Here is a 23,909-nt window from a genome sequence, read left to right on the forward strand (position 1 = left end):
GTCATGGGATCACACCGGCAGGATCGAGGAGACGAGGAGCTGGGTGTAGGGGTGCTGCGGGTCGTCCAGCACCTGGTCGGTCAGGCCCTGCTCGACGACCTCGCCGCCCTTCATCACCATCAGCCGGTGCGACAGCAGCCGCACCACGCCGAGGTCGTGGGTCACCACGACGCAGGCGATGCCGAGCGAGCCGACGAGCCCGCGGATCAGGTCGAGCAGTCGGGCCTGCACCGAGACGTCCAGCCCGCTGGTCGGCTCGTCCATGAACACCAGCCGCGGCTTGGTCACCAGGTTGCGGGCGATCTGCAGGCGCTGCTGCATGCCGCCGGAGAAGGTGCCCGGCAGGTCGTCGATCCGGCCGATGTCCATCTCGACGCGCTCCAGCCAGTCGACAGCCTCGGACCGGATGTTGCCGTAGTGCCGGTCGCCGATCGCCATCAGCCGCTCGCCGACATTGGCGCCGGCCGACACCTTCATGCGCAGGCCGTCGCGGGCGTTCTGGTAGACGATGCCCCAGTCGGTCCGCATCAGCAGGCGGCGCCGGGCCTCGGACATGGCGTAGATGTCGACCGCGCCGATGTCGCGGGTCCGGTAGCTGACCTCGCCCTCGCTCGGCTGCAGCTGGCCGGACACGCATTTCAGCAGCGTGGTCTTGCCGGAGCCCGATTCGCCGACGATGCCCAGGACCTCGCCCGGATGCAGGTCGAAGGACACGTCGCGGCAACCGAGGTGGCGGCCGTAGCGGTGGGTCAGGCCGCGGACCTGTAGGAGCGCCTGCCGGCCGGTCATCGCGGCCCCCCGCTGTTCGGTCCGCCGTCACCCTGAAAGCCTGCTTCCCGCCGTTCCCGGCAGTGGTCGCTGTCCGAGCACACGTACATCTTGGTCCCCTGGTCGTCGACGATCACCTCGTCGAGGTAGCTGTCCTCGGCCCCGCACAGCGCGCAGTTCTCTTCCCAGGTCTCGATCTCGAAGGGATGGTCCTCGAAATCGAGCGACTTCACCTCGGTGTAGGGCGGCACCGCGTAGATTCGCTTCTCGCGGCCGGCGCCGAACAGCTGCAGGGCCGGCATGCGGTCCATCTTCGGGTTGTCGAACTTCGGGATCGGGCTCGGGGCCATGACGTAGCGGCCGTTGACCCGGACCGGGTAGTTGTAGGACCGGGTGATGCGGCCGTACCGGGCGATGTCCTCGTACAGGCTGACATGCATCACGCCGTATTCCTGGAGCGCGTGCATCTTGCGGGTCTCGGCCTCGCGCGGCTCGAGCTGGCGCAGCGGCTCGGGGATCGGCACCTGGTAGACCAGGATCTGCTGCTCGGTGAGCGGCTTCTCCGGGATCCGGTGGCGGGTCTGGATGATGCTGGCGTCGACCGTGCGGTCGGTGGTCGCGACCCCAGCGGTCTTGGCGAAGAACCGGCGGATGTTGACCGCGTTGGTGGTGTCGTCGGCGCCCTGGTCGATCACCTTCAGGGTGTCGTCCGGGCCGATCACCGCGGCGGTGACCTGGATGCCGCCGGTGCCCCAGCCATAGGGCAGCGGCATCTCGCGCGAGCCGAACGGCACCTGGTAGCCCGGCACCGCCACCCCCTTCAGGATGGCGCGTCGGATCATCCGCTTGGTCTGCTCGTCCAGGTAGGCGAAGTTGTAGCCTTCGAGCCGGGTCGGTGCGGCCGTGGTGGCGGCGCTGGCGGTCGGGTGCGGGATCACGGTGGTCATCGGGGGCTCACTCGGCGGCGTCGGATATGGCGGAATCGGCGGCGTAGCCGGCCTTGCGCCGCAGCGCCCGGACGGTGACCAACTCGGCCTGGAAGTCGACGTAGTGCGGCAGCTTGAGGTGCTGGACGAAGCCCGACGCCTCGACGTTGTCGGAGTGCGCCATGACGAATTCCTCGTCCTGGGCCGGCGCCTCGATCGGCTCCTCGAACTCGCGGGCCCTGAGCGCCCGGTCGACCAGGGCCATCGCCATCGCCTTGCGCTCGCAGTGCCCGAAGGTCAGGCCATAGCCGCGGGTGAACTGCGGCGGCACGCTGGCCGAGCCCTTGAACTGGTTGACCATCTGGCACTCGGTGACGGTGATCTCGCCGATCTCGATCGGGAAGCCGAGCTCCTCCGGCGCGAACTCGACCGCGACCTCGCCGACCCGGATCTCGCCGGCGAACGGGTGGTTGTTGCCGTAGCCGCGCTGGGTCGAGTAGCCGAGGGCCAGCAGCCAGCCCTCGTCGCCGCGCGCCAGGTTCTGCAGCCGGGCCGCCCGGTCCGCCGGATAGCGTGGCGATTCCCGGGTCAGGTCGAATACCGGGGCGTCGTCGTCGCCCGGCTCCTCGCGCTCGATCAGGCCCTCGTGGTCGAGGATGTCCGCGATCCGCGGCATGCCCGGCTCCACGCCCTCCGGGGCGATCTCCGCGACCGGGCGGTCGTCGCCGGCGGCCAGCGCGAAGTCGAGCAGGCGATGGGTGTAGTCGAAGCTGGCGCCCAGCAGCTGGCCGCCCGGCAGGTCCTTGTAGGTCGCCGAGATCCGTCGCCGCACCGCCATCGTGGCAGTGTCCACCGGCTCGCCGGCGCCGAAGCGCGGCAGGGTGGTGCGGTAGGCGCGAAGCAGGAAGATCGCCTCCACGAGGTCGCCGCGCGCCTGCTTGATCGCCAGGGCCGCCAGCTCGGGGTCGTAGAGCGAGCCCTCGGTCATCACTCGGTCGACCGCCAGCGACATCTGCTCGCGGATCTGGTCGAGCGACAGCTCCGGCACCCGCGGGTCGCCGCGGCGCTCCTCGTCCAGCAGCTTCTGGGAGTTCTCGATGGCCTGGTCGCCACCCTTGACGGCAACGTACATGGCTCAGTCCTCCGGGCGGGTGCGGACGGCGGTGGTACGGGGCAGGGCGGCGAGGCGGCTGCCGGCGACCAGGACCAGGTCGATGCCGCACGGGAACAGCGCCCGGTTGGCCTCCCACTCGTCCCAGATCCCCTCGCGCAGGCCGGCGGCCGCCAGCCGGTGCTCGGTTTCGATGCCGGGACCGGCCAGGCGAAGGCCGTCGCCGGCGGCCAGGTCGTCGACCTGGACGATCAGCGTGGTCGAGGTCTCCGGCCAGGCGTCGTCGCCGATAGCGAACCGGTCGAGGGCCGGGACACCCGCCGCGCCGGCGATCGCGAAGGCTGCCTGCGCCGGGTCGTCGACGATCGGGCTGCCGCAGTGGAACCGCAGGAACGCCGCGGTGGCCGGGTTGCGGATCTCGGGGGCCAGCCAGAGCGGGGTGTCGTGGTCGGCGAGTGCCAGGCAGAGCGCCGCGGTGCCGACCGCCAGCGGGGCCGGCGGGTCGAGGGTCTCGGCGACACTGCCGATCCGCCCGGGGCGCGCCATGGCGTCGAGGATCACCCGGAAAACCCGCTGCGCGCCGATCACCGGGTCGCCGAAGCCGGGGCGGATGTCGATCGTGTCGGCCATCGTTCAGCTCCCCCTGACCATCGCGAAGAACTCGACCTTGGTGGCGGCCGCCTTGCGGCTGCGATTCAGCCGCTTTTCCTCGATCCGCAGGGTCAGGGGCGCGATGATCGCCCGTTCCAGGGCGTCGCGGCGCGACGGGGTCTGCAGCATCGCGTCGACCGCGGCGGCCAGTTCGGCATGGCGCCGGTTCCGCCCCATCACGTAGCCGAAGCCGACGGCGCCGTATTCGAGCTGCACGGCGCAGCGTGTCACCGCGACCTCGCCGAGGTTGAAGCGCTGGCCGTCGCCGCCGGCGCGGCCCCGGGTCATGACCATGCCGACCTCCGGCGCGCGCACCACGGTCCAGGCCGGCTTGGCCGGCAGGTTGTTCCACAGTGTGTCGAGATCGTCGAAGTCGGCCTTGGCGAGAACCGACATCCAGCGCTGGCGGGCCCGTTGTTCGGCAGACTGCTCGGAGGTCGGGGCAGAGGAGCGTCTTGTGGACATGGACGACTTCCAAAGTTGTCTAGACATCCATACGAATTTCCGGCAATATGCCGCGTAATCACTGGGCTGTAAAGCGCGGCAGCGTGAAGCTTTGATGACGGGGAGGGCGTCGTGGCGGTAATCGACCGGGACTCCGGCGTGGCGGTCTGGCGACAGATCGAGGAGACCCTGGCGGGGGAAATCCGGAGCGGCCACTGGGCCGAGGGCGTGCGGCTTCCGACCGAGGCGGACCTGGCGTCGCGTTTCCGGGTCAATCGGCACACCCTGCGCCGGGCGATCGGCGGGCTGGTGGACCGTGGCCTGGTGCGGGTCGAGCAGGGGCGCGGGATCTTCGTGCGCGAGAACGTGCTGGAATACCTGATCGGCCGGCGGACGCGGTTCACCGAGAACGTCCGCCGGGTCAACCGGGCCCCGGGGGGCCACGCCATCGCGGTCGACCGGCAGCGGGCCGGCCGCGAGATCGCCGGCGCGCTCGGGATCCGGACCGGCACCCAGGTCGTCTATCTCCAGACCGTCGGCAAGGTCGACGATCGGCCGGTGTCGTTCGGCGAGCACTGGTTCCCGGCCCGGCTGTTCCCGCGATTCGATTCGGAGTACCGAACGATCGGCAACGGCTCGATCACCCGGCTGATGGAGGCGCATGGATTCGGCGACTACGAACGGGCGGTGACCAAGGTCACGGCGCGGATGCCCGACGCGACCGAGGCGGAACTGCTTGAGCAGCCGCGGGCACGGCCGATTCTCTATGTCGAATCGCTCAACGTCGCCGCCGACGGAACGCCGCTGCAGGCCTCGCATGTCCGCCATGCGGCGGATCGCTTTCAGATGGTGTTCGAGACCCGCCCGGCGGCCACGGGCGGTTTTGGAGAGACGGGCTGATATCTGCTATGCTCGGATGTCACGATTTGTCACGAATCGGTCGCCGCGCGTCTCGCCGGAGCTGAAGGGGTGAGAGAGTGTCCTTCGACCCGAACAACGTCGACTGGAAGACGGCGGATCTGATCCGCAAGCATGGCAATTTCCTGAACAACTACCCGGGCGGCCAACGCGCCGACATGCGCGGCGGCCGCTACAACGGTTCGTTGCTGAACGGTGTCGACCTGCGGCGTGCGCTGATGTCGGCCGCCGATTTCCGGGGCGCGCAGTTCGTCGGGGCGAACCTGTCGGAGGCGACGCTCGCCGGTTCCCAGCTGCGCGCCGCCGACCTGAGCGGGGCCAAGCTGGTAAAGGCCGACCTGCGGGGCGCCGACCTGGAGCAGGCCAAGCTGTCCTCGGCCGACATCACCGATGCCGACTTCCGCTCGACCACGGTCGGCTCGACCGACGGCAACGACATTGCCACCAAGCTGGACGGCGCCGACCTCGACAACGTCAAGGCGGTCCGGACCAACCTGCAGCGCGCCAGCCTGATGGGCGCGACCGCCCGCGGCTCGCATTTCGACGGCGCCAACCTCGACCGCGCCAACCTGAAGGGCGCCAATCTCCAGAACGCGACCTTCTCCAGTTCCAGCCTGCGGGGCGCCAACCTGCAGGAGGTGAACTTCGCCGATGCGCGGCTCGCCAATACCGACCTGACCGGCGCCGATCTGCGATCCTGCCATCTCGACGGCGCGGACATGTCCGGCGCCACCCTGACCGACTGCGTGATCGCCTCGGGCATGGACGAGTTGGAGCCGGACATCCGGGCCTTGGTGATCGAGCATTTCACCTGGATCAGTTCCGGCGGCCGCAAGGGGACGCCGGCCAGCTTCGCCGGGCTGGACCTGAGCGGCGTGAACCTGTCGGGCGCCGACCTGTCGGCCGCCGACTTCACGGGCACCAATCTGTCGGGCGCGAACCTGAGGCGGTGCTCGTTCCGGTTCGCCAAGTTCGGCGGCGCGACGCTGGTCTCGGTGCAGATGGGACGCTGCGATCTCAGGGGCGCCAGTTTCCGCGGCGCCGTGATGGACAATGCCGACCTGCAGGGAAGTTCGCTGGTTGCCATGCAGCTGGTCGATCCGCGTACCGGCGACAGCAAGGGGGATTGGCCCGCCGACCTGTCGGGTGTGCACGCGGCCGGTGCCAGCTTCAGCCGTGTCGACTTCGGCGGCGCCAACCTGGCCGACGCGGTGTTCGACGGCGCCGATCTCAGCCATGCCCGCCTGGTCGACTGCGCCGTGCGCGGCGCCAGCTTCGCCGACGCCAAGATGGAAAAGGCCCGCCTCCCCGAGGGCATGCCGAGCAACGGGGAGGCGGCCTGATCCGGTCTACGGACCCTCAGCCGGTCACGGCTGGGTGTAGGCGGTCTTCACGACGGTGTAGAACTCGGCGGCGTAGCGGCCCTGCTCGCGCGGGCCGTAGCTGGAGCCCTTCCGGCCACCGAACGGCACGTGGTAGTCGACGCCCGCCGTCGGCAGGTTGACCATCACCATCCCGGCCTCGGCGTTGCGCTTGAAGTCGCTGGCGTATTTCAGCGAGGTGGTGGCGATGCCGGCCGACAGCCCGAAGCTGGTGTCGTTGGCCACCGCCAGGGCCTCGTCATAGCCCTTCACGCGGATCACCGACGCCACCGGGCCGAAGATCTCCTCGCGGTTGATGCGCATGTCGTTGGTGGTCTCGGTGAACAGCGCCGGCTGCAGGTAGAAGCCCTCCTTGCCGCGGTTCAGCCGCTCGCCGCCGACCGCAAGCTTGGCGCCTTCGCCCTTGCCGATCTCCAGGTACTTCATGTCCTGGGCGAGCTGCGACTCGTCGACCACCGGGCCGATCTCGGTGCCGGCGGCCAGCGCGTCGTCGACCTTGAGGGTCTTGATCCGCTCGACCATGGCCTCGACGAACCGGTCGTGGATGCCCTCGGTCACGATCAGGCGGGAGGACGCGGTGCAGCGCTGACCGGTCGAGAAGAACGCGCTGTTCACCGCGGCGCCGACGGCGACGCCCAGGTCGGCGTCGTCCAGCACCACCATCGGGTTCTTGCCGCCCATCTCGAGCTGGACCTTGGCGAGGCGTGCGGCGCAGGTCGCCGCCACGTGCTTGCCGGTGTCGACCGAGCCGGTGAACGACACCGCGCCGATCGCCGGGTTGGTCAGGATCGCCTCGCCGACCACCGAGCCGCGGCCCATCACCAGGTTGAAGGCGCCGGCCGGCAGGCCGGAGCGCGACAGGATCTCGGCGATCGCCCAGGCACAGCCCGGCACCAGGTCGGCCGGCTTGAACACCACGCAGTTGCCGTAGGCCAGCGCCGGCGCGATCTTCCAGGCCGGGATCGCGATCGGGAAGTTCCACGGGGTGATGATGCCGACGATGCCGACCGGCTCGCGGGTGATCTCGACGTCGATCCCGGGGCGCACGCTCTGCAGCTTCTCGCCCTGGATCCGCAGGGCCTCGCCGGCGAAGAACTTGAAGATCTGCGCGGCCCGGGTGGCCTCGCCGATGCCCTCGGGCAGGGTCTTGCCCTCCTCGCGCGACAGCAGCCGGCCGAGTTCCTCGCGGCGCGCCATGATCTCGTTGCCGACGAATTCGAGCGCGTCGTAGCGCTGCTGCGGGGTCGAGCGGTTCCAGGCCGGGGCCGCCGCCCGGGCGGCGTCGACCGCGCTGGCCACCGCCGCCGCGTCGGCGTGCGCGTAGGTGCCGACCACGTCGGACAGATCCGACGGGTTGATGTTGTCGCGCTCGGCCGCACCGTCGACCCATTCGCCGCCGATATAGTTCTTCTGCACACCCATGGCGCGTCTCCCTCGGTTAATTCATGTGACTTTGGAAACTGAGTAACCCCCGCCTACCGCCCTGGCAAGCGGTCCCCCGCGTTGCATGTTCCCCCCGGTCATGGTTCCATTCCGGCCCGCATTCAAGCGGGCAAGTCGGGCGGATCAACCGTCCAGGCGAACAGGGCAAGATTTCGCGGTACCGGACCACGGGAAAGGGGACGGAGATGACGACGAAGACTTGGATGGGACTGGCCGGCGTGTCGGTCGCGGCGGCGATGGCCGTGGCCGCGCCGGCAACGGCGAAGGACAGCGTGACGATCGCCGTGCCGGCGTTCCTGTCGGGACCGGCGGCCGGGCCGTTCGGCGTGCCGGCGCGGAATGGCGCCGAGATGGTGATCGACGCGATCAACGCCGGCAAGCTGCCGGCTCCGTATGATTCGAAGGGTTTCGCGGGCGCGACCGTGACCGCCGACTTCATCGACGAGAGCGGCGGCAACACCAAGCAGGTCGCCGAGTACCGCAACCTGGTGCAGAAGCGCGGCGTCGATGCCGTCGTCGGCTACATCTCGTCCGGCTCCTGCGCGGCGCTGGCGCCGGTGGTCGAGGAACTCAAGACGCTGACGGTGTTCGCGGTCTGCGGCACGCCGCGCGTGTTCGAGGACGGCGCACGCCAGTACATCTTCCGGACCATGAGCCACGCGACCGCGGACAACGTGGCGGCGGCGCACTACATCAAGGACATGTTCCCGGACATCAAGACCTACACCGGGATCAATCAGAACTACGCCTGGGGCCAGGACAGCTGGCGCGACTTCGAGCTGTCGATGAAGGTCCTGATGCCCGGGTCCAAGCAGTCGGACAAGATCCAGTTCCCGAAGATCTTCGCCGGCCAGTACGGCTCCGAGATCTCGGCGCTGTCGCTCGACGAGGCGGAACTGGTGCATTCGTCGTTCTGGGACGGCGACCTCGAGGGCTTCATCTTCCAGGCGACGCCGCGCGGGCTGTTCAAGCAGAAGAAGGTCGTGTTCACGGTCGGCGGCACGGCGGCCTACCGGCTCGGCAAGAAGATGCCCGACGGGCTGATCCTCGGGGCCCGCGGCCCCTACGGCATCCTGGTCCGCGACCGCAAGACGGCGCTGAACGAGTGGTTCATCAACACCTATTTCGACCGCTACGGCACCTATCCGTCGGGCCCGGCCTACCAGTACGCCCAGGCGGTGCTGGCGACCAAGATCGCCTATGACAAGGCGGGCGCGGCGGCCGGCGGGTTCCCGACCCAGGACCAGGTGATCGCGTCGTTCAAGGGCATGGAGTTCGAGAGCTTCTCCACCACGGTGAAGCTGGCTCTGGCCGGCGGCCATCAGGCCGTCACCGAGAACGTTTACGGGATCACCAAGTGGAACGCCGAAGCGGCGGAGCCGGGCGTGACCGACGTCAAGTTCTACCCGGCCGAGTGCGTCATGCCGCCGGACGGCCAGACCAGCGTCGAATGGATCGAGAAGGGCATGCCGGGCGCCAAGTGCTGATCTGAGCACTCGGACCACGCGTCGGGGTGACGGCGCGCGACGCCGTCACCCTCTTCCCTGTGCCCGGCGGCCCGCCGGGCACACACGGCCGGGAATGACCGAATGAATCTCGCTCTGACGATCCTGGTCGAGGGACTGGGGTATGCCTCGTATCTCTTCATCGTCTCGCTCGGCCTGACGATCATCTTCGGGGTGCTGAAGATCCTGAACGTCGCGCACGGGGCGTTCTATGCCTGGGGCGCCTATCTCTGCGCCTTCCTGATTGGCCAGTTCTCGGTCATGGGTGTCTCGGACATCGGGACGATGATCGCCATTCCGATCGCCGCGCTGGTCGTGGGGGTGGTGCTCGGCTCGGCGATCGAGCGCACCATCATCGCCAACCTCTACGGGCGCGACGAGGTGCTGATCGTGCTCGCCACATTCGGCCTGTTCCTGGTGCTCGAGGACATCATCCTCCTGGTGTTCGGCGTCGACCCGTACTTCGCCTACCAGCCGACCTACGCCATGCCGGGCGTGCAGATCGGCGGTATCCACCAGGACGGCTACAAGCTCTCGATGATCGCGCTGAGCATCGTGGTCGGCGCGACCTCCTGGGCCGTCCTCAACCTGACCCACTGGGGAAAGCTGGTCACCGCCATCATCTTCGACAGCGAACTCGCGGTCGCCATGGGCATCAACGTACGCCGGGTGTTCTACGCGGTGTTCGTCGCCGGCGCGGTGCTCGGCGCGCTCGGCGGCGCCTATGTGGCGCCGACGATCTCGGTGGCGCCGGGCTTCGGCGTCGAGGTGATCGTGCTGTCGTTCGCGGTCGTCGTGATCGGCGGCATGGGCAGCATCGCCGGGGCGGCCATAGGCGCGCTGCTGGTCGGCACGCTGCGCGCCTATGCGGTGCTGCAGTGGCCGGAGATCGAGCTCTTCGTGGTCTACGCGGTCATGGCGGCGGTGCTGATCTTCCGGCCGGAGGGCCTGTTCGCGCCCACCAAGGCCCGCAGGATCTGAGGGGCGGACGATGGAGAACAGGAAAGACCACACCGTCCTCGCCCTGACGATCGGCTTCGCGGCGGTCATGCTGCTGGGGGTCTTCGTCCTGCCGGACTGGCTGCTGAACCAGTTTCTGATTGCGTTCTCGCGCGCGCTGGCTGTGCTGGGGCTGCTGGTGCTGTGGCGCACCGGCCTCGTCTCGTTCGGCCATGCGCTGTATTTCGGCCTCGGCGCCTACACGGTGGCGCTGCTCGGCAAGGACTTCGGCATCTCCGAGGCGCTGATCACGCTGCCGGCGGCGGCGCTGGTCGCGGCCGTGATCGGCTTCGGGCTCGGCTTCATCGTCCGCCGGTACCGCGAGATCTTCTTCGCCATGCTGAACCTGGCGTTCTCGATGGTGCTGTTCGGCATCCTGGTCAAGACCGAGGCGCTGGGCTCGACGGACGGGTTCAACGTTGAGCCGCCGACCTTGTTCGGCGTCGGCACTGACGAGGCCGGCACCAAGCTGATCACCCTGTTCCTGGGGGTCTGCACGATCGGCTGGCTGGCGGCGATCCTGGTGCACAGGTATCTCGGATCGGTCCTCGGCAGCCTGACGACGGCCGTGCGCGACAACGAGATCCGGGTGGAGTTCCTCGGCTACTCGGTGGCCGAGGCGATCCACGGCAAGTACGTCATGTCGGCGGCCCTGACGGGGCTCGGCGGCGGGTTCATGGCGATCTCGCTCGGCCAGGTCGATCCGGAGTCCATGGTGAACTGGACGGTCTCGGGGGAACTGGTGTTCGTCACCATCCTGTCCGGACCCGGCAGCGTCGCGGCGCCGTTCATCGGGTCGCTGATCTTCGAGTTGCTTCGCACCTACGCCTTCGAGCTGGCGCCGCATGCCTGGCAACTGATCGTCGGCGGCACGCTGCTGCTGATCATCTTCTTCCTGCCCGGCGGCGTATGGTCGGTGATCAGCCGGCTCGCGGGACGGCGGGAGGCCCGGCCATGACCGCGATCCTGGAGGCGGTTCGCGTCAACAAGACCTTCGGGGCGGTAACCGCGGCCAAGGACATCAACGTCGCGATCGAGAAGGACGAGATCGTCGGCATCATCGGCGCCAACGGGGCCGGCAAGACGACCTTCGTGAACATGGTCACCGGCTGGCTGCAGCCGAGTTCGGGCGCCATCCGGTTCGACGGCCGCGACATCACCGGGATGGCCCCGCGCAGGCTCACGCGGATGGGGATCTGCCGCTCGTTCCAGGTGGCCCAGGTGTTCATGACCGCTACCGTGTTCGACAATCTCATGATCGCGCTCGGCATCGCCGACTCCCGCGGGCTCGGGGCGCTGCTGCCGCTCCGGTCGAGATCGCGCGAGGCGCGGGCCGACGCGATCCTGGCGCGCTACCAGATGCAGGCCTACCGCGACCAGGCGGCCAGCACGCTGCCGCAGGGCGTCCGCAAGCTGCTGGACATCGCCATGGCGATGGTCGCCGGGCCGCAGGTGCTCCTGCTCGACGAGCCGACCAGCGGCATCTCCAGCGAGGAGAAGTTCGAGCTCATGGACATCGTGATGGGGGTCCTCAGGGAGGAGGGCGTCACGGTGCTGTTCGTCGAGCACGACATGGAGATCGTCAGCCGCTACGTCAGCCGCGTCCTGGCGTTCTACCAGGGCGAGATCATCTGCGACGCGCCGCCGGCCGAGGCGCTGGCCGACGCGAAGGTGAAGGAGTTCGTGATCGGCGAGGATCTCCACAACCAGTCGCTCTCGCGGACCGGCGCGCTCGGGGCGACTGTCGTGCAGGCCGGCGTGCCGGAGGGGGTAGGCGATGCTCGCGGTTGAAGGGCTCGAGGTGGCGATCGGCGCGGTGCCGATCCTGCGCGGCGTCGGCCTGCAGGTGCCGACCGGCGCGATGTGCGGGCTGATCGGCCGGAACGGCGCCGGCAAGACCACCCTGATGCGGGCCGTCATGGGGTTGCTGAAGGCGCATGCCGGCAAGGCGGATTTCGACGGCGCCGACGTGCTTCGGCAGCCCGGCTACGAGCGGGCCAGGCTCGGCTTCGGTTACATGCCCGAGGACCGCAAGCTGGTGCCGGCGCTGACCGCCGAGGAGAACATCATGCTGCCGGTGTGGTCGACCGGCATCGCCGACCCGGCCGAGCGCCTGGCGTGGATCTATCGGCTGATGCCCGAGGTGCAGGAGTTCCGCGGCCGGCCGTCGACCAGCCTTTCCGGCGGGCAGCAGAAGCTGGTGGCCCTGGCCAGGGCCCTGATGGCCGGCCGCCGCCTGCTGCTGCTGGACGAGCCGACCGAGGGCATCGCGCCGGTCCTGGCGCGGCGTATCGTCGACGTGCTCGCCGACCTCAAGCGCGAGGGCCTGTCGGTGCTGGTGGCGGAGTCGAATGACACGCACCTGCAGGGATTGCTCGACCGGACCTATGTGATCGAGCGGGGCAGCGTCCAACTTCGAGGGGAGGCTGCCGCCGCCTGAAACGCCGCCGGCTCCCGCCTCGGTGGGAGAACGGCGGGACAAGAACGAAGAATCGGGAGGTGCTGACATGTCCGCAACGGGGTACCTGCTCCGGCAGATGGTGGACCGACTGGAGCCGGGGGCCACCCTGGCAGAGCCGCTGCCGGCCCTGAACCGTGTATTGTACTGCCATCGCGGCAGCTTCGAGACCGACGACGGAGCCCGCTGCGCCGAGGACGCCGCCTGGTACGGCGCCGGCGAGGTGACGGTTACCGCCGGTCCCGAAGGTGCCGTGATCTGGCGCTGGGAGCTTTCGCCGGCCGAGAGCGAGGCGGTCAGGGTCCAGGGCGACGGCGTGACCTCGACCGAGAACCTGTCGGCCCCGCTGGACGGCCCGGACCCGGGCGCCGAGTGGATCATGCGCTGCGACAGCGTGAAGTTCCCGATCGGCGGCTGCGCCCTGACCCATACCCACCAGGGTCCGGGAATCCGCTGTCTGCGGCAGGGCCAGATCCGCATCGACACGCGCGGCAAGTCGACCCATTATCTCCCCGGCCAGGCTTGGTTCGAGCCGGGTGCCGATCCCGTCTTTGCGCAGGCCAGCGAGCTGGAGTGCACCCGTTTCGTGCGGGTCATGATCCTGCCCGCCGAACTGCGCGGAAAGTCCTCCATCCAGTACGTGAATCCCGAAGACCTCGAGAAGCCCAAGTCCCAACGGTATACAGGCTATGTCGACGAACCCATCGAGCACTGACCGCACCAACGCCGGCCGCATCGGCGGCCATATCCTGGTCGACTGCCTGCGCGCGCACGGCGTCGACCTGGCCTTCGCCGTGCCGGGGGAGAGCTATCTGGCCGTGCTCGACGGCCTGGTCGATGCGCCGGAGATCCGGACCGTCGTGTGCCGCCAGGAGGGCGGTGCGGCGATGATGGCCGAGGCCTACGGCAAGCTGACCGGCAAGCCCGGGATCTGCATGGTGACCCGCGGCCCGGGCGCGACCAACGCCAGCGCCGGGGTGCACATCGCCTACCAGGACTCCACGCCGATGATCCTGCTGGTCGGACAGGTCGGCCGCGACATGTTCGACCGCGAGGCGTTCCAGGAGATCGACTACCGCCGGATGTTCGGCCAGATGGCCAAGTGGGTCGCCCAGATCGACGATCCGGCCCGCATCCCGGAATATGTCAGCCGGGCGTTCCACACCGCGACCTCGGGCCGGCCCGGACCGGTGGTGCTGGCGCTGCCCGAGGACATGCTGGTCGAGCGCGCCGCGGTCGTCGACTTCGACCCCTACAAGCGCACCGAGCCGCATCCGGGCCCGGCCGACCTCGCCCGGTTCCGAGAGATCCTGGCGGCCGCCAAGCGGCCGCTGGTGATCGTCGGCGGCGGCGGCTGGGATGCCGGGACCTCGGCCTCGCTGGCCAGATTCGCCGAGACCAACAAGCTGCCGGTCGGCGCCTCGTTCCGCTGCCAGGACTACCTGGACAACCGGCACCCGAACTATGTCGGCCATGTCGGCATCGGGATCGACCCGAAGCTGGCGACCCGGGTGCGCGACAGCGACCTGCTGATCGTGGTCGGCGCGCGGCTCGGCGAGATGACCACCAGCGGCTATTCGCTGCTCGACATCCCGCGCCCGCGCCAGGGGCTGGTGCATGTGCATGCCGGCGCCGAGGAACTCGGCCGGGTGTATCAGGCCGACCTGCCGATCCACGCCAGCCAGCGCGCCTTCCTGCAGGCGGTGGCGGCGATGGAGCCGGTGGACTCCGCGGCCTGGGCGGCCGAGACGCCGCTGGCGCGCCGCGAATACGAGGCGCTGCTGACCCCGTTGACGACCCCGGGCAACGTCCAGATGGCGGAGATCGTCAACTGGCTGGACGCCAACCTGCCGGCCGACGCGATCGTCACCAACGGCGCCGGCAACTACGCCACCTGGGTGCATCGCTTCTACCGCTACAAGGGCTTCCGCGGCTGCCTGGCGCCGACCTGCGGGTCGATGGGCTACGGCGTGCCGTCGGGGGTCGCCGCCAAGCTGGTGCACCCGGACCGCACGGTGGTCTCGGTCAACGGCGACGGCTGCTACATGATGCACGGCCAGGAACTGGCGACCGCGGTGCAGTACGGCGCCAACACCATCTTCCTGGTGGTGAACAACGGCATGTTCGGCACCATCCGGATGCACCAGGAGCGCGAGTACCCGAACCGGATCAGCGCCACCGAGCTGCACAACCCGGACTTCGCGGCGCTCGCCAAGGCCTACGGCGCCCATGGCGAGGTGGTGACGAAGACCGCCGAGTTCGCGGGGGCGTTCGAGCGCGCCCAGGCCTCCGGCAGGCCGGCCGTGATCGAGATCCGGGTCGACCCGGAGGCGCTGACCCCGGCGCGGTCCCTGACCCAGATCCGCGAGGCGGCGCTGGCGAGCGGGCGCTGACGAGAGCGGGGCGTCGCCCTTCCGAAAGTTCTTTATACCGCACAGTATCCGGTATAGTGGATGGGGCGGCCGCAGGGCCGCCCCATCTGTCGTTACACCGAAGGCCGAGACCCTATGACCGACCGATCCGACTGGCGTCCCGCCACCCGTCTGGTGCGCGGCGGCCAGCGCCGCTCCGAGTTCCGCGAGACCAGCGAGGCGCTGTTCCTGAACTCGGGCTTCGTCTACGACGACGCGGCCCAGGCCGAGGCGGCGTTCAACGGCGAGGCCGACGTCTTCATCTACTCGCGCTACGGCAACCCCACGGTCGCGACCTTCGAGGAGCGGCTGGCGCTGCTGGAGGGCGCCGACCAGTGCCGCGCCACCGCCACCGGGATGGCCGCGGTGTTCGCTGCCATGCTCTGCCAGGTCAAGGCCGGCGACCGGGTGGTGGCGGCCAGCGAGCTGTTCGGCTCCTGCCACTACATCGTCTCGAAGCTGCTGCCGCGCTGGGGCGTGGAGATCGAGTTCGTGAAGGGTACCGACCTCGGCGCCTGGGACAAGGCGCTGTCGCGGCCGGCGACGGTGACCTTCCTGGAGAGCCCGTCGAACCCGATGCTCGACCTGGTCGACATCCAGGCGGTCGCCGAGCTGTCGCACCGGGCCGGCGCCCGGCTGATGGTCGACAACGTGTTCTCGACGCCGATGTACCAGCGGCCGCTGGAACTCGGCGCCGATATCGTCGTGTATTCGGCGACCAAGCACATCGACGGGCAGGGGCGCTGCCTGGGCGGCGCGGTGCTGGGGTCCAAGGACTTCATCGACGAGGTGTTCCAGCCGTTCTACCGGAACACCGGACCGTCGATGAGCCCGTTCAACGCCTGGGTCATGCTGAAGTCGCTGGAGACCCTGGAGCTGCGGGTCGAGCGCCACACCCGCAACGCCGCCGGGATCGCCGAGTGGCTGCAGGGGCGGCGCGACGTCAGCCAGGTCCGCTATCCCGGCCTGCCGAGCCACCCGCAGCACGCGCTGGCGAAGCGCCAGATGTCCGGCTACGGCAGTCTGGTTACCCTGGAGTTGCCGGGCGGCAAGGCGGCGGCGTTCCGGTTCCTCGACGCCCTGCAGCTGATCGACATCTCCAACAACCTCGGGGACGCCAAGTCGCTGGTCTGCCATCCGGCGACCACCACCCATTCGCGGCTGACCGAGCAGGAGCGCGCCGCCATCGGCGTGACGCCCGGCGTGGTCCGGCTGTCGATCGGCCTGGAGGATCCCCAGGACCTGCTGGAGGACATCGAGCGGGCGCTGGCGGCGGCCGCCGGCTGACCGGCCGGCGCCGCCACGGCCCCGTCAGTTCATGCTGACGATCCGCCAGGACCCGTCCGGCTGCATGCAGGCGGTGCCGTAGGTCTCGACCGGCCGGCCGCCGACCATCATCGTCGTGGTGTATTCGCGGCAGTATGCCTGCGGCGGGGCCCGGTACACCACCGGCGGCGGCGCCTGGTACAGCACGGGCGGCGGCGCCTGGTAGATCACCGGTGGCGGCTGCACGTAGACCCGTCGTGGCGGTGGGGGCGGCGGGCCGAAATCGAAGACGAACAGCCCGGAAAGTCCGCTCCCGTGATACCGGCGGTGACGGTGATGGCGGTCGTAGTGGCGATGGTGGTCGTGACGGCGGCCGTACCAGTCGTCGTGCCGTCGGCCGGCCGCCGCCGGATCGGCCGCGACGACCAGCGGGCCCGACAGCGCAGCGGCAAGGATCAGGCGGCAGAACCACCCAAGGCGTGACATCGGTCTCTCCTTCGCACCGGGCCCGCTCTATTCACGACCGGCCTTGCGGCGCTCCCATTCCCGACCGCGTTCGACCACCTGCCGGCGCTGTTCGGGCGTCAGCCGCGTGACCACCTCGGTCATAACCTCGTTGATGATCGGATAAAGGCGGCTGCGCAGGTCCTGCATCTCCTGCAGCGCCACGGCATAGGCCTGGGGGTCGAACGGCTCGGCCTCCATCGCCGCCCCGACCGCGTCGCGCGAGCGGTCGAGGGCCTCGCGGATCGGCTCGATCTCGGCGGCGCGCGACCGCCAGGTCTCGTCCAGCATCGGGCCGGCCTCCGGGCCGAGGGCCCGCCGCATCCAGCCCGGCGCCGCGCCCTCGCGCTCGGCACGCTCCATGTGCGGGCGCGGTCCGTGCGGCGGCGGGTGGTCGAGCAGGCGGCCGGCCATCAGACCGCCGAGGAACAGGTTGAGCGCCAGCGAGGCGAACAGCAGGAGCGACACCAGTCGCAGGCGGTTGCTCATCGCAGGGTCTCCAGCGAACCGGCCCCGGACGCCACGGCGGCGACGGATGCGATCGGGTCGTCGTCATAGGTGAAGGCGGTCGCGACCGCGGAATCGGCGGTGGTCGGCTCCGGGGTGGCGATGCCGACGACGATGCCCAGCACCGCCGCCGCCACCAGCCCGGCGGCCGGGCGCCAGGGCGCGCCAAACGGCCACAGCCACGCCAGCGGCGCCGACCAGTCGAACCGCGCGCGGTCCGGGATATCCTTCAGCGCGACCCGCAGGGCCCGGCTCGGGGCCGGGGCCGGCAGTTCGTCGAGCAGGTTGTCGAAGGCGCGCGCCTCGGCGAGTTCGGCGGCCAGCGCCTGATCCTCGGCCAGCAGGCGTTCGGCCGCCGCCCGCTCGGCCGCCGGCCAGCGCCCGGTATCGGCGCCGTAGGCTGCGAGCAGGGCGCGCACCCGGTCCGTGGTCATGTCAGTCATGGCTCACCTCCGATCAGATCGGCGCGCCGGCCCTCCAGGGCTGCACGCAGGGCCCGCCGACCACGGGCCAGCAGCGATTCCAGCGCCTCGACCGAGACGCCGAGGATGTCTGCCGCCTCGCTGCCGGAGCGCCGCTCATAATGCACCAGCACGATCGCGGCCCGCTGCCGTTCCGGCAAGGCGTCGATGGCCCGGCGGACGGCGGCGCTGGTCTGGCTGCGCGACAGGCCGCGTTCCGGGCCGTCGGCGGGATCGATCAGGGTCACCATCTCCGGGTCCACGGTCGGTCGTCGGCGGCGCAGCCGGTCGAGCGCGGCGTTGCGGGCGATCCGGTACAGCCAGGTCGAGACCTTGGCGGCCGGGGTCCAGCGCGCCGCCGTGCGCCAGACCGCCAGATAGGCGTCCTGCACCACGTCCTCGGCGCTGGCCCGGTCGCCGACCAGTCGCTCGGCGAAAGCGAGCAACCGGTCGGCGTGACGGTCCACCAGCGCCCGGTAGGCGAGCGGGTCGCCCTCGGCGATGCGCGGCATGAGCGACGCATCCGGGTCGTCCTCGGGCGTTCCCGTCATCGGCTGGCCTGGGGCCGGTCAGTTCTTCGGCCGGTCCTGGTCCGGGGCGCCGTGGCCGCCGTGATGGCCGCCCTTGCCGTGGCGGTAGCGCTTGCCGGCCTCACGCATCTCCTCCTGCGACAGGGCGCCGTCGCCGTCGCGGTCCATGCGCGAGAGCATGTGGCCCCGGCGCGGATCGAACTCGTCGACCGACAGCATGCCGTCGCCGTCGGCGTCGAGCCAGACCACCATGCGGTTCAGGCGCTCCATGCGCTCGGCCTTGCGGGCCTCGTCGAGTTCGTCGACCGACAGCTTGCCGTCGCCGTTGGCGTCGGCCTTGGCGAAACGGGCCTTGTGGGCCGCCTGCATCTCGGCGGCGGTCAGCTTGCCGTCGCCGTCGGCGTCGGCGGCGGCGAAACGCTGCTCCATGCGCTCGCCGCGCATCGTCATGCCGTCCTTGCCGTGGGCGAAGGCGCCCTCGCTGGCGGCGACGGCGATGCCGGCGGCGGCCAGGGTCAGGGCGGCGGCCAGGGTGACTCGGGTACGGGTCATTTCGGAAGTCTCCGTTGGGGGGCGGAAGCGGCCGGCACCTGCCGACCTCATCAGCTTCAACGGGGCACCGGGGGAGTTCCGTCGCGGCTTTCATCAGAATGGTGTTGAGGTCGGCAGCCCGTCGCTTCGTGGCTCCCGGAGCCGCCCGCTGACGCGGACTCTCCGGGATGACGATGGAAAGGGCGGAGCAAGTCACTGCAGTCGGCGGGTTCCCCCCACTCTCGTCATTCCGGAGGGGGCGCGGGAGCGCCCGGCTCCGAAACCCACCCGCCGCTCCTATGCTTCACCCGATTGCCTTGCGGTTTTATTCCCGCCGTCTTTTCATCCTGTCGCCGAACCGGCTAGGCTCACGCCGACGGCAAATCGGCGAACAAGCCCATCCGGAGGAAACGAGTCATGGCTGCCCCCCAGAACAAGGTCATCATCACCTGCGCGGTCACCGGCTCGATCCATACGCCGACCATGAGCCCGTACCTGCCGATCACCGGCGACGAGGTCGCCGAGCAGGCGATCGGCGCGGCCGAGGCGGGCGCGTCGATCCTGCACCTGCACGCCCGCAATCCCGACGGCAGCCCGACGCCGGACCCCAAGGCGTTCATGGAGTTCCTGCCGCGCATCAAGCAGAACACCGACGCGGTGGTGAACATCACCACCGGCGGCGGCCACGGCATGAGCCTGGAGGAGCGGCTGGCGGCGGCGGTCGCGGCCAGCCCGGAGATGACCTCGCTGAACATGGGGTCGATGAACTTCGGGCTGTTCCCGATCCTGGACAAGATGAAGGACTTCCAGCACGACTGGGAGCCGAAGTTCCTGGAAAACTCCCGCGATTTCATTTTCCGCAACACGTTCAAGGATATCGAGTACGTCCTTAAGGAGTTGGGCGAGGGTCATGGCGTGCGCTTCGAGTACGAGTGCTACGACGTCGGCCACCTCTACACCCTGGCGCACTTCCTGGAACGCGGCCTGGTGAAGCCGCCGCTGTTCGTGCAGACCATCTTCGGGATCCTCGGCGGCATCGGCGCCGACACCGAGAACCTGATGCACATGAAGCGGATCGCCGACAAGCTGTTCGGCGACAAGTACCACTGGAGCGTCCTGGCGGCCGGCCGCCACCAGATGGCGTTCACCACCATGGCCGCGCTGAACGGCGGCAACGTCCGGGTCGGGCTCGAGGACAGCCTGTTCCTCGGCAAGGGCCAGCTGGCCAAGAGCAACGCCGAGCAGGTCTCGAAGATCCGCCGGATCATCGAGGACATGAGCCTGGAGGTCGCGTCGCCGACCGAGGCCCGCCAGATGCTGGCCCTCAAGGGCGGCGACCTGGTGAAGTTCTGAGCCGATGCCCAGCCTGACGATCACCGGCACGACCCGCGTGTTCGGCACGCTGGCGCACCCGATCGACCATGTCCGGGTGCCCAGCGTGATGAACCCGCTGTACGAGAAGCACGGGATCGACGCCGTCATGGTGCCGATCCACGTGCTGCCGGAGGATCTGGAGGATGCGGTCCGCGGCATGCGGGCCAACCGCAGCCTGGGCGGGCTGTGCGTGACCGTGCCGCACAAGGTGACGATCGCCGCGTTCTGCGAGGAGGTCGGGGCCAGCGGGCGGCGGGTCGGGGCGGTCAACGCCGTGCGCTTCGACGCGGAGCGCCGCATGCACGGCGACAACTTCGACGGCCAGGGCTATGTCGCCGGCATGAGGGCAGGCGGCTTCGATTTCGCCGGCAAGCACGTCCTGCAGCTCGGTGCAGGCGGTGCCGGCATGGCGATCGCCTTCGCGGTCGCCGAGGCCGGGGCCGCCAGCCTCAGCATCGCCAACCGCACGCTCGCCCGCGGCGAGGAACTGGCGCACCGGGTGCACAAGGCGTTCCCCGGCTGCATCACCCGCGGGGTCGCGGCCGACGCCGACCCGGCCGGCTACGACGTGGCGATCAACACCACGTCGCTCGGCCTGCACGCCGGCGACCCGCTGCCGGTCGACGTCGGGCGCCTGGACCCGGCCACCGTGGTCAGCGAGATCATCATGATCCCGGAGGAGACCGCGCTGCTGAAGGCCGCCCGGGCGCGCGGCCATGCGGTGCATTACGGCCGGCCGATGCTGGAGGAGCAGATCAAGCTGATCGCGGCCTTCATCGGCACCCCGTTTCCCTCCTTCGAGGCCTGCTCCGCAGGCACCTCAGGATGATGGCCGGGGCGGCACGGTCGCCCCATTCTCTATCGCCCTGAGGTGCCGCGCGGCGCGCGGCCGCGAAGGGCCGGCAAGGATTGGACCAGGTGACCGACTTCGTGCTCCGCGAGACCAAGGACCTGGCGCGCGCCGACGTGCTGGGGCTTTACCGGGCCAACAAGTGGTCGTCGGCGGCCAAGCCGGACCTGCTGATGACCGCGCTTGCCAACAGCGACACCGTGGTGACGGCCTGGGCCGACGACGCCCTCGTCGGCCTCGGCAACGCGCTGTCTGACGGCGCCCTGGTGGTCTACTACCCGCATCTGCTGGTGCACCCGGACTGGCACGGCAAGGGGGTGGGGCGGGCGATCATCCGGCACCTGCAGGCGCGCTACGCCGGCTTCCACCAGCACGCCCTGATCGCCGACGCGCCGGCGGTCGGCTTCTACGAGCGCTGCGGCTTCACCCGGGCCGGCGACTGCCAGCCCATGTGGATCTACGCCGGCGGCGACGGATAGCGCCGCCGCCCCGTTCATTCCCGGATCCTGCCCTTTCCCGACCGTAATTCCCGGCCAGCGTCGCCTCCGTAGCGTGTGGAAGTGGACGCAGGAGGTCGAGACGATGACGGTGCATCGCAACCCGGCGGAACGCCGGCGGGCCCGCTGGATGGGGCCGGTGATGGTGGTGCTCGCCGGGATGGCCGCGGGAACGCCGGCCGCCGCCGACGTCGTGGAGATCCCGGAGTGGCGCAATGCCTTCGCCGCCCAGGGCGTGTCCGGCACCGTCGCGGTGCGGCGCCTGGGCGACGCGCGCAGCTTCGTGTCCGACCTGGACGGCGCCGGGCGCGGGCTGACCCCGGCCTCGACCTTCAAGATTCCGCATCTGCTGATCGCGCTGGAGACCGGGGTGGTGCGCGACCTGGGCCAGGTCTACCGCTGGGACGGGCAGCCGCGGCCGATCGCCGCCTGGAACGGCGACCACAGCGTGCGCCGGGCGGTCGAGATCTCGTCGGTGCCGGTGTTCCAGACGATCGCCCGCGAGATCGGCGAAGAGCGCATGGCGACGTGGCTCGGCAGGCTGGGCTACGGCAACGCCTCGGTCGCCGGCGGGATCGACCGGTTCTGGCTGGACGGCGGGCTCAAGGTGTCCCCGGTCCAGCAGATCGACTTCGTCGAGCGCCTGCTGCTCGGCACCCTGCCGGCCAGCACCCGGGCGCAGACGGTGGCGCGCGACGCGGTGCCGGCCGAGCGGCTGGGCTGCGGCGTCGTGCTGCGCGGCAAGTCGGGCTGGGCGCACCCGCATGGCGACGAGGGCCCGGACGTCGGCTGGTGGGTCGGGTGGATCGAGCGGCCGCGCGAAGTCTGGCTGTTCGCGGCGGCGGTCGAGGGACACCCCGAACGGATCCGCGAGGCCCGGCGCGCCGTCACCCTGAACGTGCTGGACCGGCTGGCGATCGGCCACGACGCGTCCCGCGGGGCGATCGCCGCGGCGCTGCCGGTCACCCGTGTGGCGGTGTCCCGACCGGAATAGGCCCGGCGGCGACTCGCGGTGCCCGCGCGAGTCGCAGGGATCCGGGGGCTTGTTGTGTTATCCACAACAAAATCCGCGACATGTTGTGGTGCGACTTGCCGGTTCGGTCCATATCCCGTAGCCTCTTGCCATCCGAACACTAGATGTGGGTGACAACGAGTCGGTCGCCCACCGAACCGGATCGATGGAGGCTAACCATGTCGGACATCCAGCCGAGCGTGTGGACCGAAGATCGCCTGACCGACCTGACCAGGCTGTGGGGCGAAGGGCTTTCGATCACCCAGATCGGCCTGGTGCTCGGGGTATCGCGGAACGCGGTGGTCGGCAAGGTGCATCGCATGGGTCTGCCGAAGCGGCAGTCGCCGATCGTCAAGTCGGACAAGCCGCGGATGCCCAAGGCGCCGATCCAGCGCCGCCGTGCCGTGCCGCTGTCGCTCGAGCAGTGGGACCGCAACACCTGCAGCTGGCCGACCGGCGACCCGAAGACCGACAACTTCAGCTTCTGCGGCGACACCGTGGAGCCGGGCCGGCCGTACTGCACCGCGCATTGCGCCAAGGCCTACACCACCCAGCGCGAGCACGCCGCCTGAACGGCCGCGGTTCGTGCGCCTGAAGGGCCGGACCGCGGTCGTCACCGGAGCCGCGTCGGGCATCGGCAAGGCGATCGCGCTCCGGCTGGCCGCCGAGGGCGCCTTCGTCGTGGTGGCCGACCTGACCGAGACCCCGCGCGAGGGCGGCACCGGCACGGTCGAGGCCATCCGTGCGGCCGGCGGGGCGGCGGTGTTCCGGTCCTGCGACGTCACCCGGGCCGACGACCTGGCGGCCGCCGTCGCGGCGGCGGCCGAGCCGACCGGCCGGCTCGACGTCATGGTCAACAACGCCGCCATCGGCACCGACACCCCCCTGCACGAGACCTCCGAGGCCGACTGGGACCGGGTCATGGCGGTCAACGCCAAGGGCGTGTTCCTGGGCTGTCGCGAGGCGGTGCGCCGGATGCTGGGGCAGGACCCGCTCGGCGAGGTACGGGGGCGGATCGTCAACATCTCGTCGCAGCACGGCATGATCCGGGCGCCGAACGACTTCGCCTACGGCGTCGGCAAGGCGGCGGTGGTCTACATGACCCGGCAGATCGCCGGCGACTATGCGGCCGATGGAATCGTCTGCAACGCGGTGGCGCCCGGGAAGGTTCTCACCGGCAAGACCGGCCGCGCGGTCGATCCGGAGATGCTGGCCTACTCGCGGGCCAGGACCCCCTGGCCACGCCTCGGCAGGCCCGAGGACGTCGCCAACGCAGTGTTGTTTCTCGCCAGCGACGAGGCGAGCTATATCACGGGCGAGAATCTGATGGTCGACGGCGGCTGGATGGCCAACTGACACCG

At 69.9% G+C, this 23,909-nt stretch carries 27 protein-coding genes; 16 read left to right on the forward strand and 11 right to left on the reverse strand.

Annotated elements, in window-relative coordinates:
* Positions 1–9: 9 nt before the first annotated feature.
* The 5 genes from phnK to phnG are packed head-to-tail and all read right to left on the reverse strand — an operon-like array spanning position 10 to position 3,921.
* Complete coding sequence (phnK, locus tag RIC31_RS23620) at positions 10–789, reverse strand: phosphonate C-P lyase system protein PhnK (protein ID WP_350113905.1); 780 nt, start codon at positions 787–789, stop codon at positions 10–12.
* The gene (locus RIC31_RS23625; protein WP_350113909.1) at positions 786–1,715 is read right to left on the reverse strand and encodes an alpha-D-ribose 1-methylphosphonate 5-phosphate C-P-lyase PhnJ; all 930 of its coding nucleotides are present in this window, start codon (positions 1,713–1,715) and stop codon (positions 786–788) included. Before RIC31_RS23625 ends, phnK begins: the two co-directional genes overlap by 4 nt.
* A 7-nt stretch (positions 1,716–1,722) precedes the next feature.
* Positions 1,723–2,826: a carbon-phosphorus lyase complex subunit gene (locus tag RIC31_RS23630; protein WP_350113912.1), complete on the reverse strand. Its 1,104-nt coding sequence runs from the start codon at positions 2,824–2,826 to the stop codon at positions 1,723–1,725.
* A 3-nt stretch (positions 2,827–2,829) separates the two neighbouring features.
* A complete protein-coding gene (gene phnH / locus RIC31_RS23635; protein ID WP_350113915.1) occupies positions 2,830–3,435 on the reverse strand; it encodes a phosphonate C-P lyase system protein PhnH in 606 nt (201 codons plus the stop codon).
* A 3-nt stretch (positions 3,436–3,438) separates the two neighbouring features.
* Positions 3,439–3,921: a phosphonate C-P lyase system protein PhnG gene (gene phnG / locus RIC31_RS23640; RefSeq protein WP_350113918.1), complete on the reverse strand. Its 483-nt coding sequence runs from the start codon at positions 3,919–3,921 to the stop codon at positions 3,439–3,441.
* Positions 3,922–4,032: 111 nt separating this feature from the next.
* Between phnG and phnF the strand changes: the two genes are divergently transcribed.
* Positions 4,033–4,800, forward strand: coding sequence for a phosphonate metabolism transcriptional regulator PhnF (gene phnF / locus RIC31_RS23645; protein WP_350113921.1), 768 nt, complete (start codon positions 4,033–4,035; stop codon positions 4,798–4,800).
* 77 nt (positions 4,801–4,877) lie between these two features.
* Positions 4,878–6,161: a pentapeptide repeat-containing protein gene (locus RIC31_RS23650; protein ID WP_350113924.1), complete on the forward strand. Its 1,284-nt coding sequence runs from the start codon at positions 4,878–4,880 to the stop codon at positions 6,159–6,161.
* A gap of 24 nt (positions 6,162–6,185) precedes the next feature.
* Here the strand turns inward: RIC31_RS23650 and RIC31_RS23655 are convergent, their stop codons facing one another.
* The gene (locus tag RIC31_RS23655) at positions 6,186–7,622 is read right to left on the reverse strand and encodes an aldehyde dehydrogenase family protein (RefSeq protein ID WP_350113927.1); all 1,437 of its coding nucleotides are present in this window, start codon (positions 7,620–7,622) and stop codon (positions 6,186–6,188) included.
* 206 nt (positions 7,623–7,828) lie between these two features.
* Here RIC31_RS23655 and RIC31_RS23660 point away from each other — a divergent pair, with 206 nt between their 5' ends.
* From RIC31_RS23660 to metZ, 8 genes are all read left to right on the forward strand, one after another.
* The gene (locus RIC31_RS23660) at positions 7,829–9,130 is read left to right on the forward strand and encodes an ABC transporter substrate-binding protein (RefSeq protein ID WP_350113930.1); all 1,302 of its coding nucleotides are present in this window, start codon (positions 7,829–7,831) and stop codon (positions 9,128–9,130) included.
* Positions 9,131–9,232: 102 nt separating this feature from the next.
* Positions 9,233–10,129: a branched-chain amino acid ABC transporter permease gene (locus tag RIC31_RS23665; protein WP_350113933.1), complete on the forward strand. Its 897-nt coding sequence runs from the start codon at positions 9,233–9,235 to the stop codon at positions 10,127–10,129.
* Positions 10,130–10,139: 10 nt separating this feature from the next.
* Positions 10,140–11,105, forward strand: coding sequence for a branched-chain amino acid ABC transporter permease (locus tag RIC31_RS23670; RefSeq protein ID WP_350113936.1), 966 nt, complete (start codon positions 10,140–10,142; stop codon positions 11,103–11,105).
* Positions 11,102–11,938 (forward strand): ABC transporter ATP-binding protein, encoded by an 837-nt coding sequence (locus RIC31_RS23675; RefSeq protein WP_350113939.1) that lies wholly within the window; start codon positions 11,102–11,104, stop codon positions 11,936–11,938. Before RIC31_RS23670 ends, RIC31_RS23675 begins: the two co-directional genes overlap by 4 nt.
* Positions 11,925–12,587 carry an ABC transporter ATP-binding protein gene (locus RIC31_RS23680; RefSeq protein ID WP_350113942.1) on the forward strand — a complete coding sequence of 221 codons (663 nt, stop codon included), beginning with the start codon at positions 11,925–11,927 and terminating at the stop codon, positions 12,585–12,587. Before RIC31_RS23675 ends, RIC31_RS23680 begins: the two co-directional genes overlap by 14 nt.
* Before the next feature lie 67 nt (positions 12,588–12,654).
* A complete protein-coding gene (locus RIC31_RS23685; protein WP_350113945.1) occupies positions 12,655–13,320 on the forward strand; it encodes a cupin domain-containing protein in 666 nt (221 codons plus the stop codon).
* Positions 13,295–14,998, forward strand: a complete 1,704-nt coding sequence (locus RIC31_RS23690; protein ID WP_350113948.1) for a thiamine pyrophosphate-binding protein — start codon at positions 13,295–13,297, stop codon at positions 14,996–14,998. Before RIC31_RS23685 ends, RIC31_RS23690 begins: the two co-directional genes overlap by 26 nt.
* Positions 14,999–15,112: 114 nt before the next feature.
* Complete coding sequence (gene metZ, locus RIC31_RS23695; protein WP_350113951.1) at positions 15,113–16,303, forward strand: O-succinylhomoserine sulfhydrylase; 1,191 nt, start codon at positions 15,113–15,115, stop codon at positions 16,301–16,303.
* 24 nt (positions 16,304–16,327) lie between these two features.
* On the opposite strand, the gene RIC31_RS23700 is transcribed toward metZ, so the two are convergent.
* Genes RIC31_RS23700 through RIC31_RS23720 form a run of 5 tightly spaced genes read right to left on the reverse strand, consistent with a single transcriptional unit; the run spans position 16,328 to position 18,836 of the window.
* The gene (locus RIC31_RS23700) at positions 16,328–16,768 is read right to left on the reverse strand and encodes an RT0821/Lpp0805 family surface protein (RefSeq protein ID WP_350113954.1); all 441 of its coding nucleotides are present in this window, start codon (positions 16,766–16,768) and stop codon (positions 16,328–16,330) included.
* A gap of 27 nt (positions 16,769–16,795) precedes the next feature.
* A complete protein-coding gene (locus RIC31_RS23705; protein ID WP_350113957.1) occupies positions 16,796–17,275 on the reverse strand; it encodes a periplasmic heavy metal sensor in 480 nt (159 codons plus the stop codon).
* On the reverse strand, positions 17,272–17,736 hold the full coding sequence (locus tag RIC31_RS23710; protein ID WP_350113960.1) for a hypothetical protein: 465 nt from the start codon (positions 17,734–17,736) through the stop codon (positions 17,272–17,274). The genes RIC31_RS23705 and RIC31_RS23710 overlap by 4 nt, the downstream gene beginning before the upstream one ends.
* On the reverse strand, positions 17,733–18,305 hold the full coding sequence (locus RIC31_RS23715) for an RNA polymerase sigma factor (RefSeq protein ID WP_350113963.1): 573 nt from the start codon (positions 18,303–18,305) through the stop codon (positions 17,733–17,735). The genes RIC31_RS23710 and RIC31_RS23715 overlap by 4 nt, the downstream gene beginning before the upstream one ends.
* A gap of 18 nt (positions 18,306–18,323) precedes the next feature.
* Complete coding sequence (locus RIC31_RS23720; protein ID WP_350113966.1) at positions 18,324–18,836, reverse strand: EF-hand domain-containing protein; 513 nt, start codon at positions 18,834–18,836, stop codon at positions 18,324–18,326.
* Positions 18,837–19,232: 396 nt separating this feature from the next.
* On the opposite strand from RIC31_RS23720, the gene kce reads away from it, so the two are divergent.
* The 6 genes from kce to RIC31_RS23750 all read left to right on the forward strand — a co-directional run bounded on the left by kce (position 19,233) and on the right by RIC31_RS23750 (position 23,904).
* Complete coding sequence (gene kce, locus RIC31_RS23725; RefSeq protein WP_350113969.1) at positions 19,233–20,168, forward strand: 3,5-dioxohexanoate:acetyl-CoA acetone transferase; 936 nt, start codon at positions 19,233–19,235, stop codon at positions 20,166–20,168.
* 4 nt (positions 20,169–20,172) lie between these two features.
* The gene (locus tag RIC31_RS23730) at positions 20,173–21,018 is read left to right on the forward strand and encodes a shikimate dehydrogenase family protein (protein WP_350113972.1); all 846 of its coding nucleotides are present in this window, start codon (positions 20,173–20,175) and stop codon (positions 21,016–21,018) included.
* An 89-nt stretch (positions 21,019–21,107) separates the two neighbouring features.
* Complete coding sequence (locus RIC31_RS23735; protein WP_350113975.1) at positions 21,108–21,518, forward strand: GNAT family N-acetyltransferase; 411 nt, start codon at positions 21,108–21,110, stop codon at positions 21,516–21,518.
* Positions 21,519–21,621: 103 nt separating this feature from the next.
* Complete coding sequence (locus RIC31_RS23740) at positions 21,622–22,530, forward strand: penicillin-binding transpeptidase domain-containing protein (RefSeq protein WP_350113978.1); 909 nt, start codon at positions 21,622–21,624, stop codon at positions 22,528–22,530.
* Positions 22,531–22,727: 197 nt separating this feature from the next.
* On the forward strand, positions 22,728–23,120 hold the full coding sequence (locus RIC31_RS23745) for a GcrA family cell cycle regulator (protein WP_350113981.1): 393 nt from the start codon (positions 22,728–22,730) through the stop codon (positions 23,118–23,120).
* Positions 23,121–23,133: 13 nt separating this feature from the next.
* On the forward strand, positions 23,134–23,904 hold the full coding sequence (locus RIC31_RS23750; RefSeq protein ID WP_350113984.1) for an SDR family NAD(P)-dependent oxidoreductase: 771 nt from the start codon (positions 23,134–23,136) through the stop codon (positions 23,902–23,904).
* Positions 23,905–23,909 lie beyond the last annotated feature (5 nt).

Source organism: Thalassobaculum sp., from assembly GCF_040219615.1.
Taxonomy (GTDB): domain Bacteria; phylum Pseudomonadota; class Alphaproteobacteria; order Thalassobaculales; family Thalassobaculaceae; genus Thalassobaculum_A.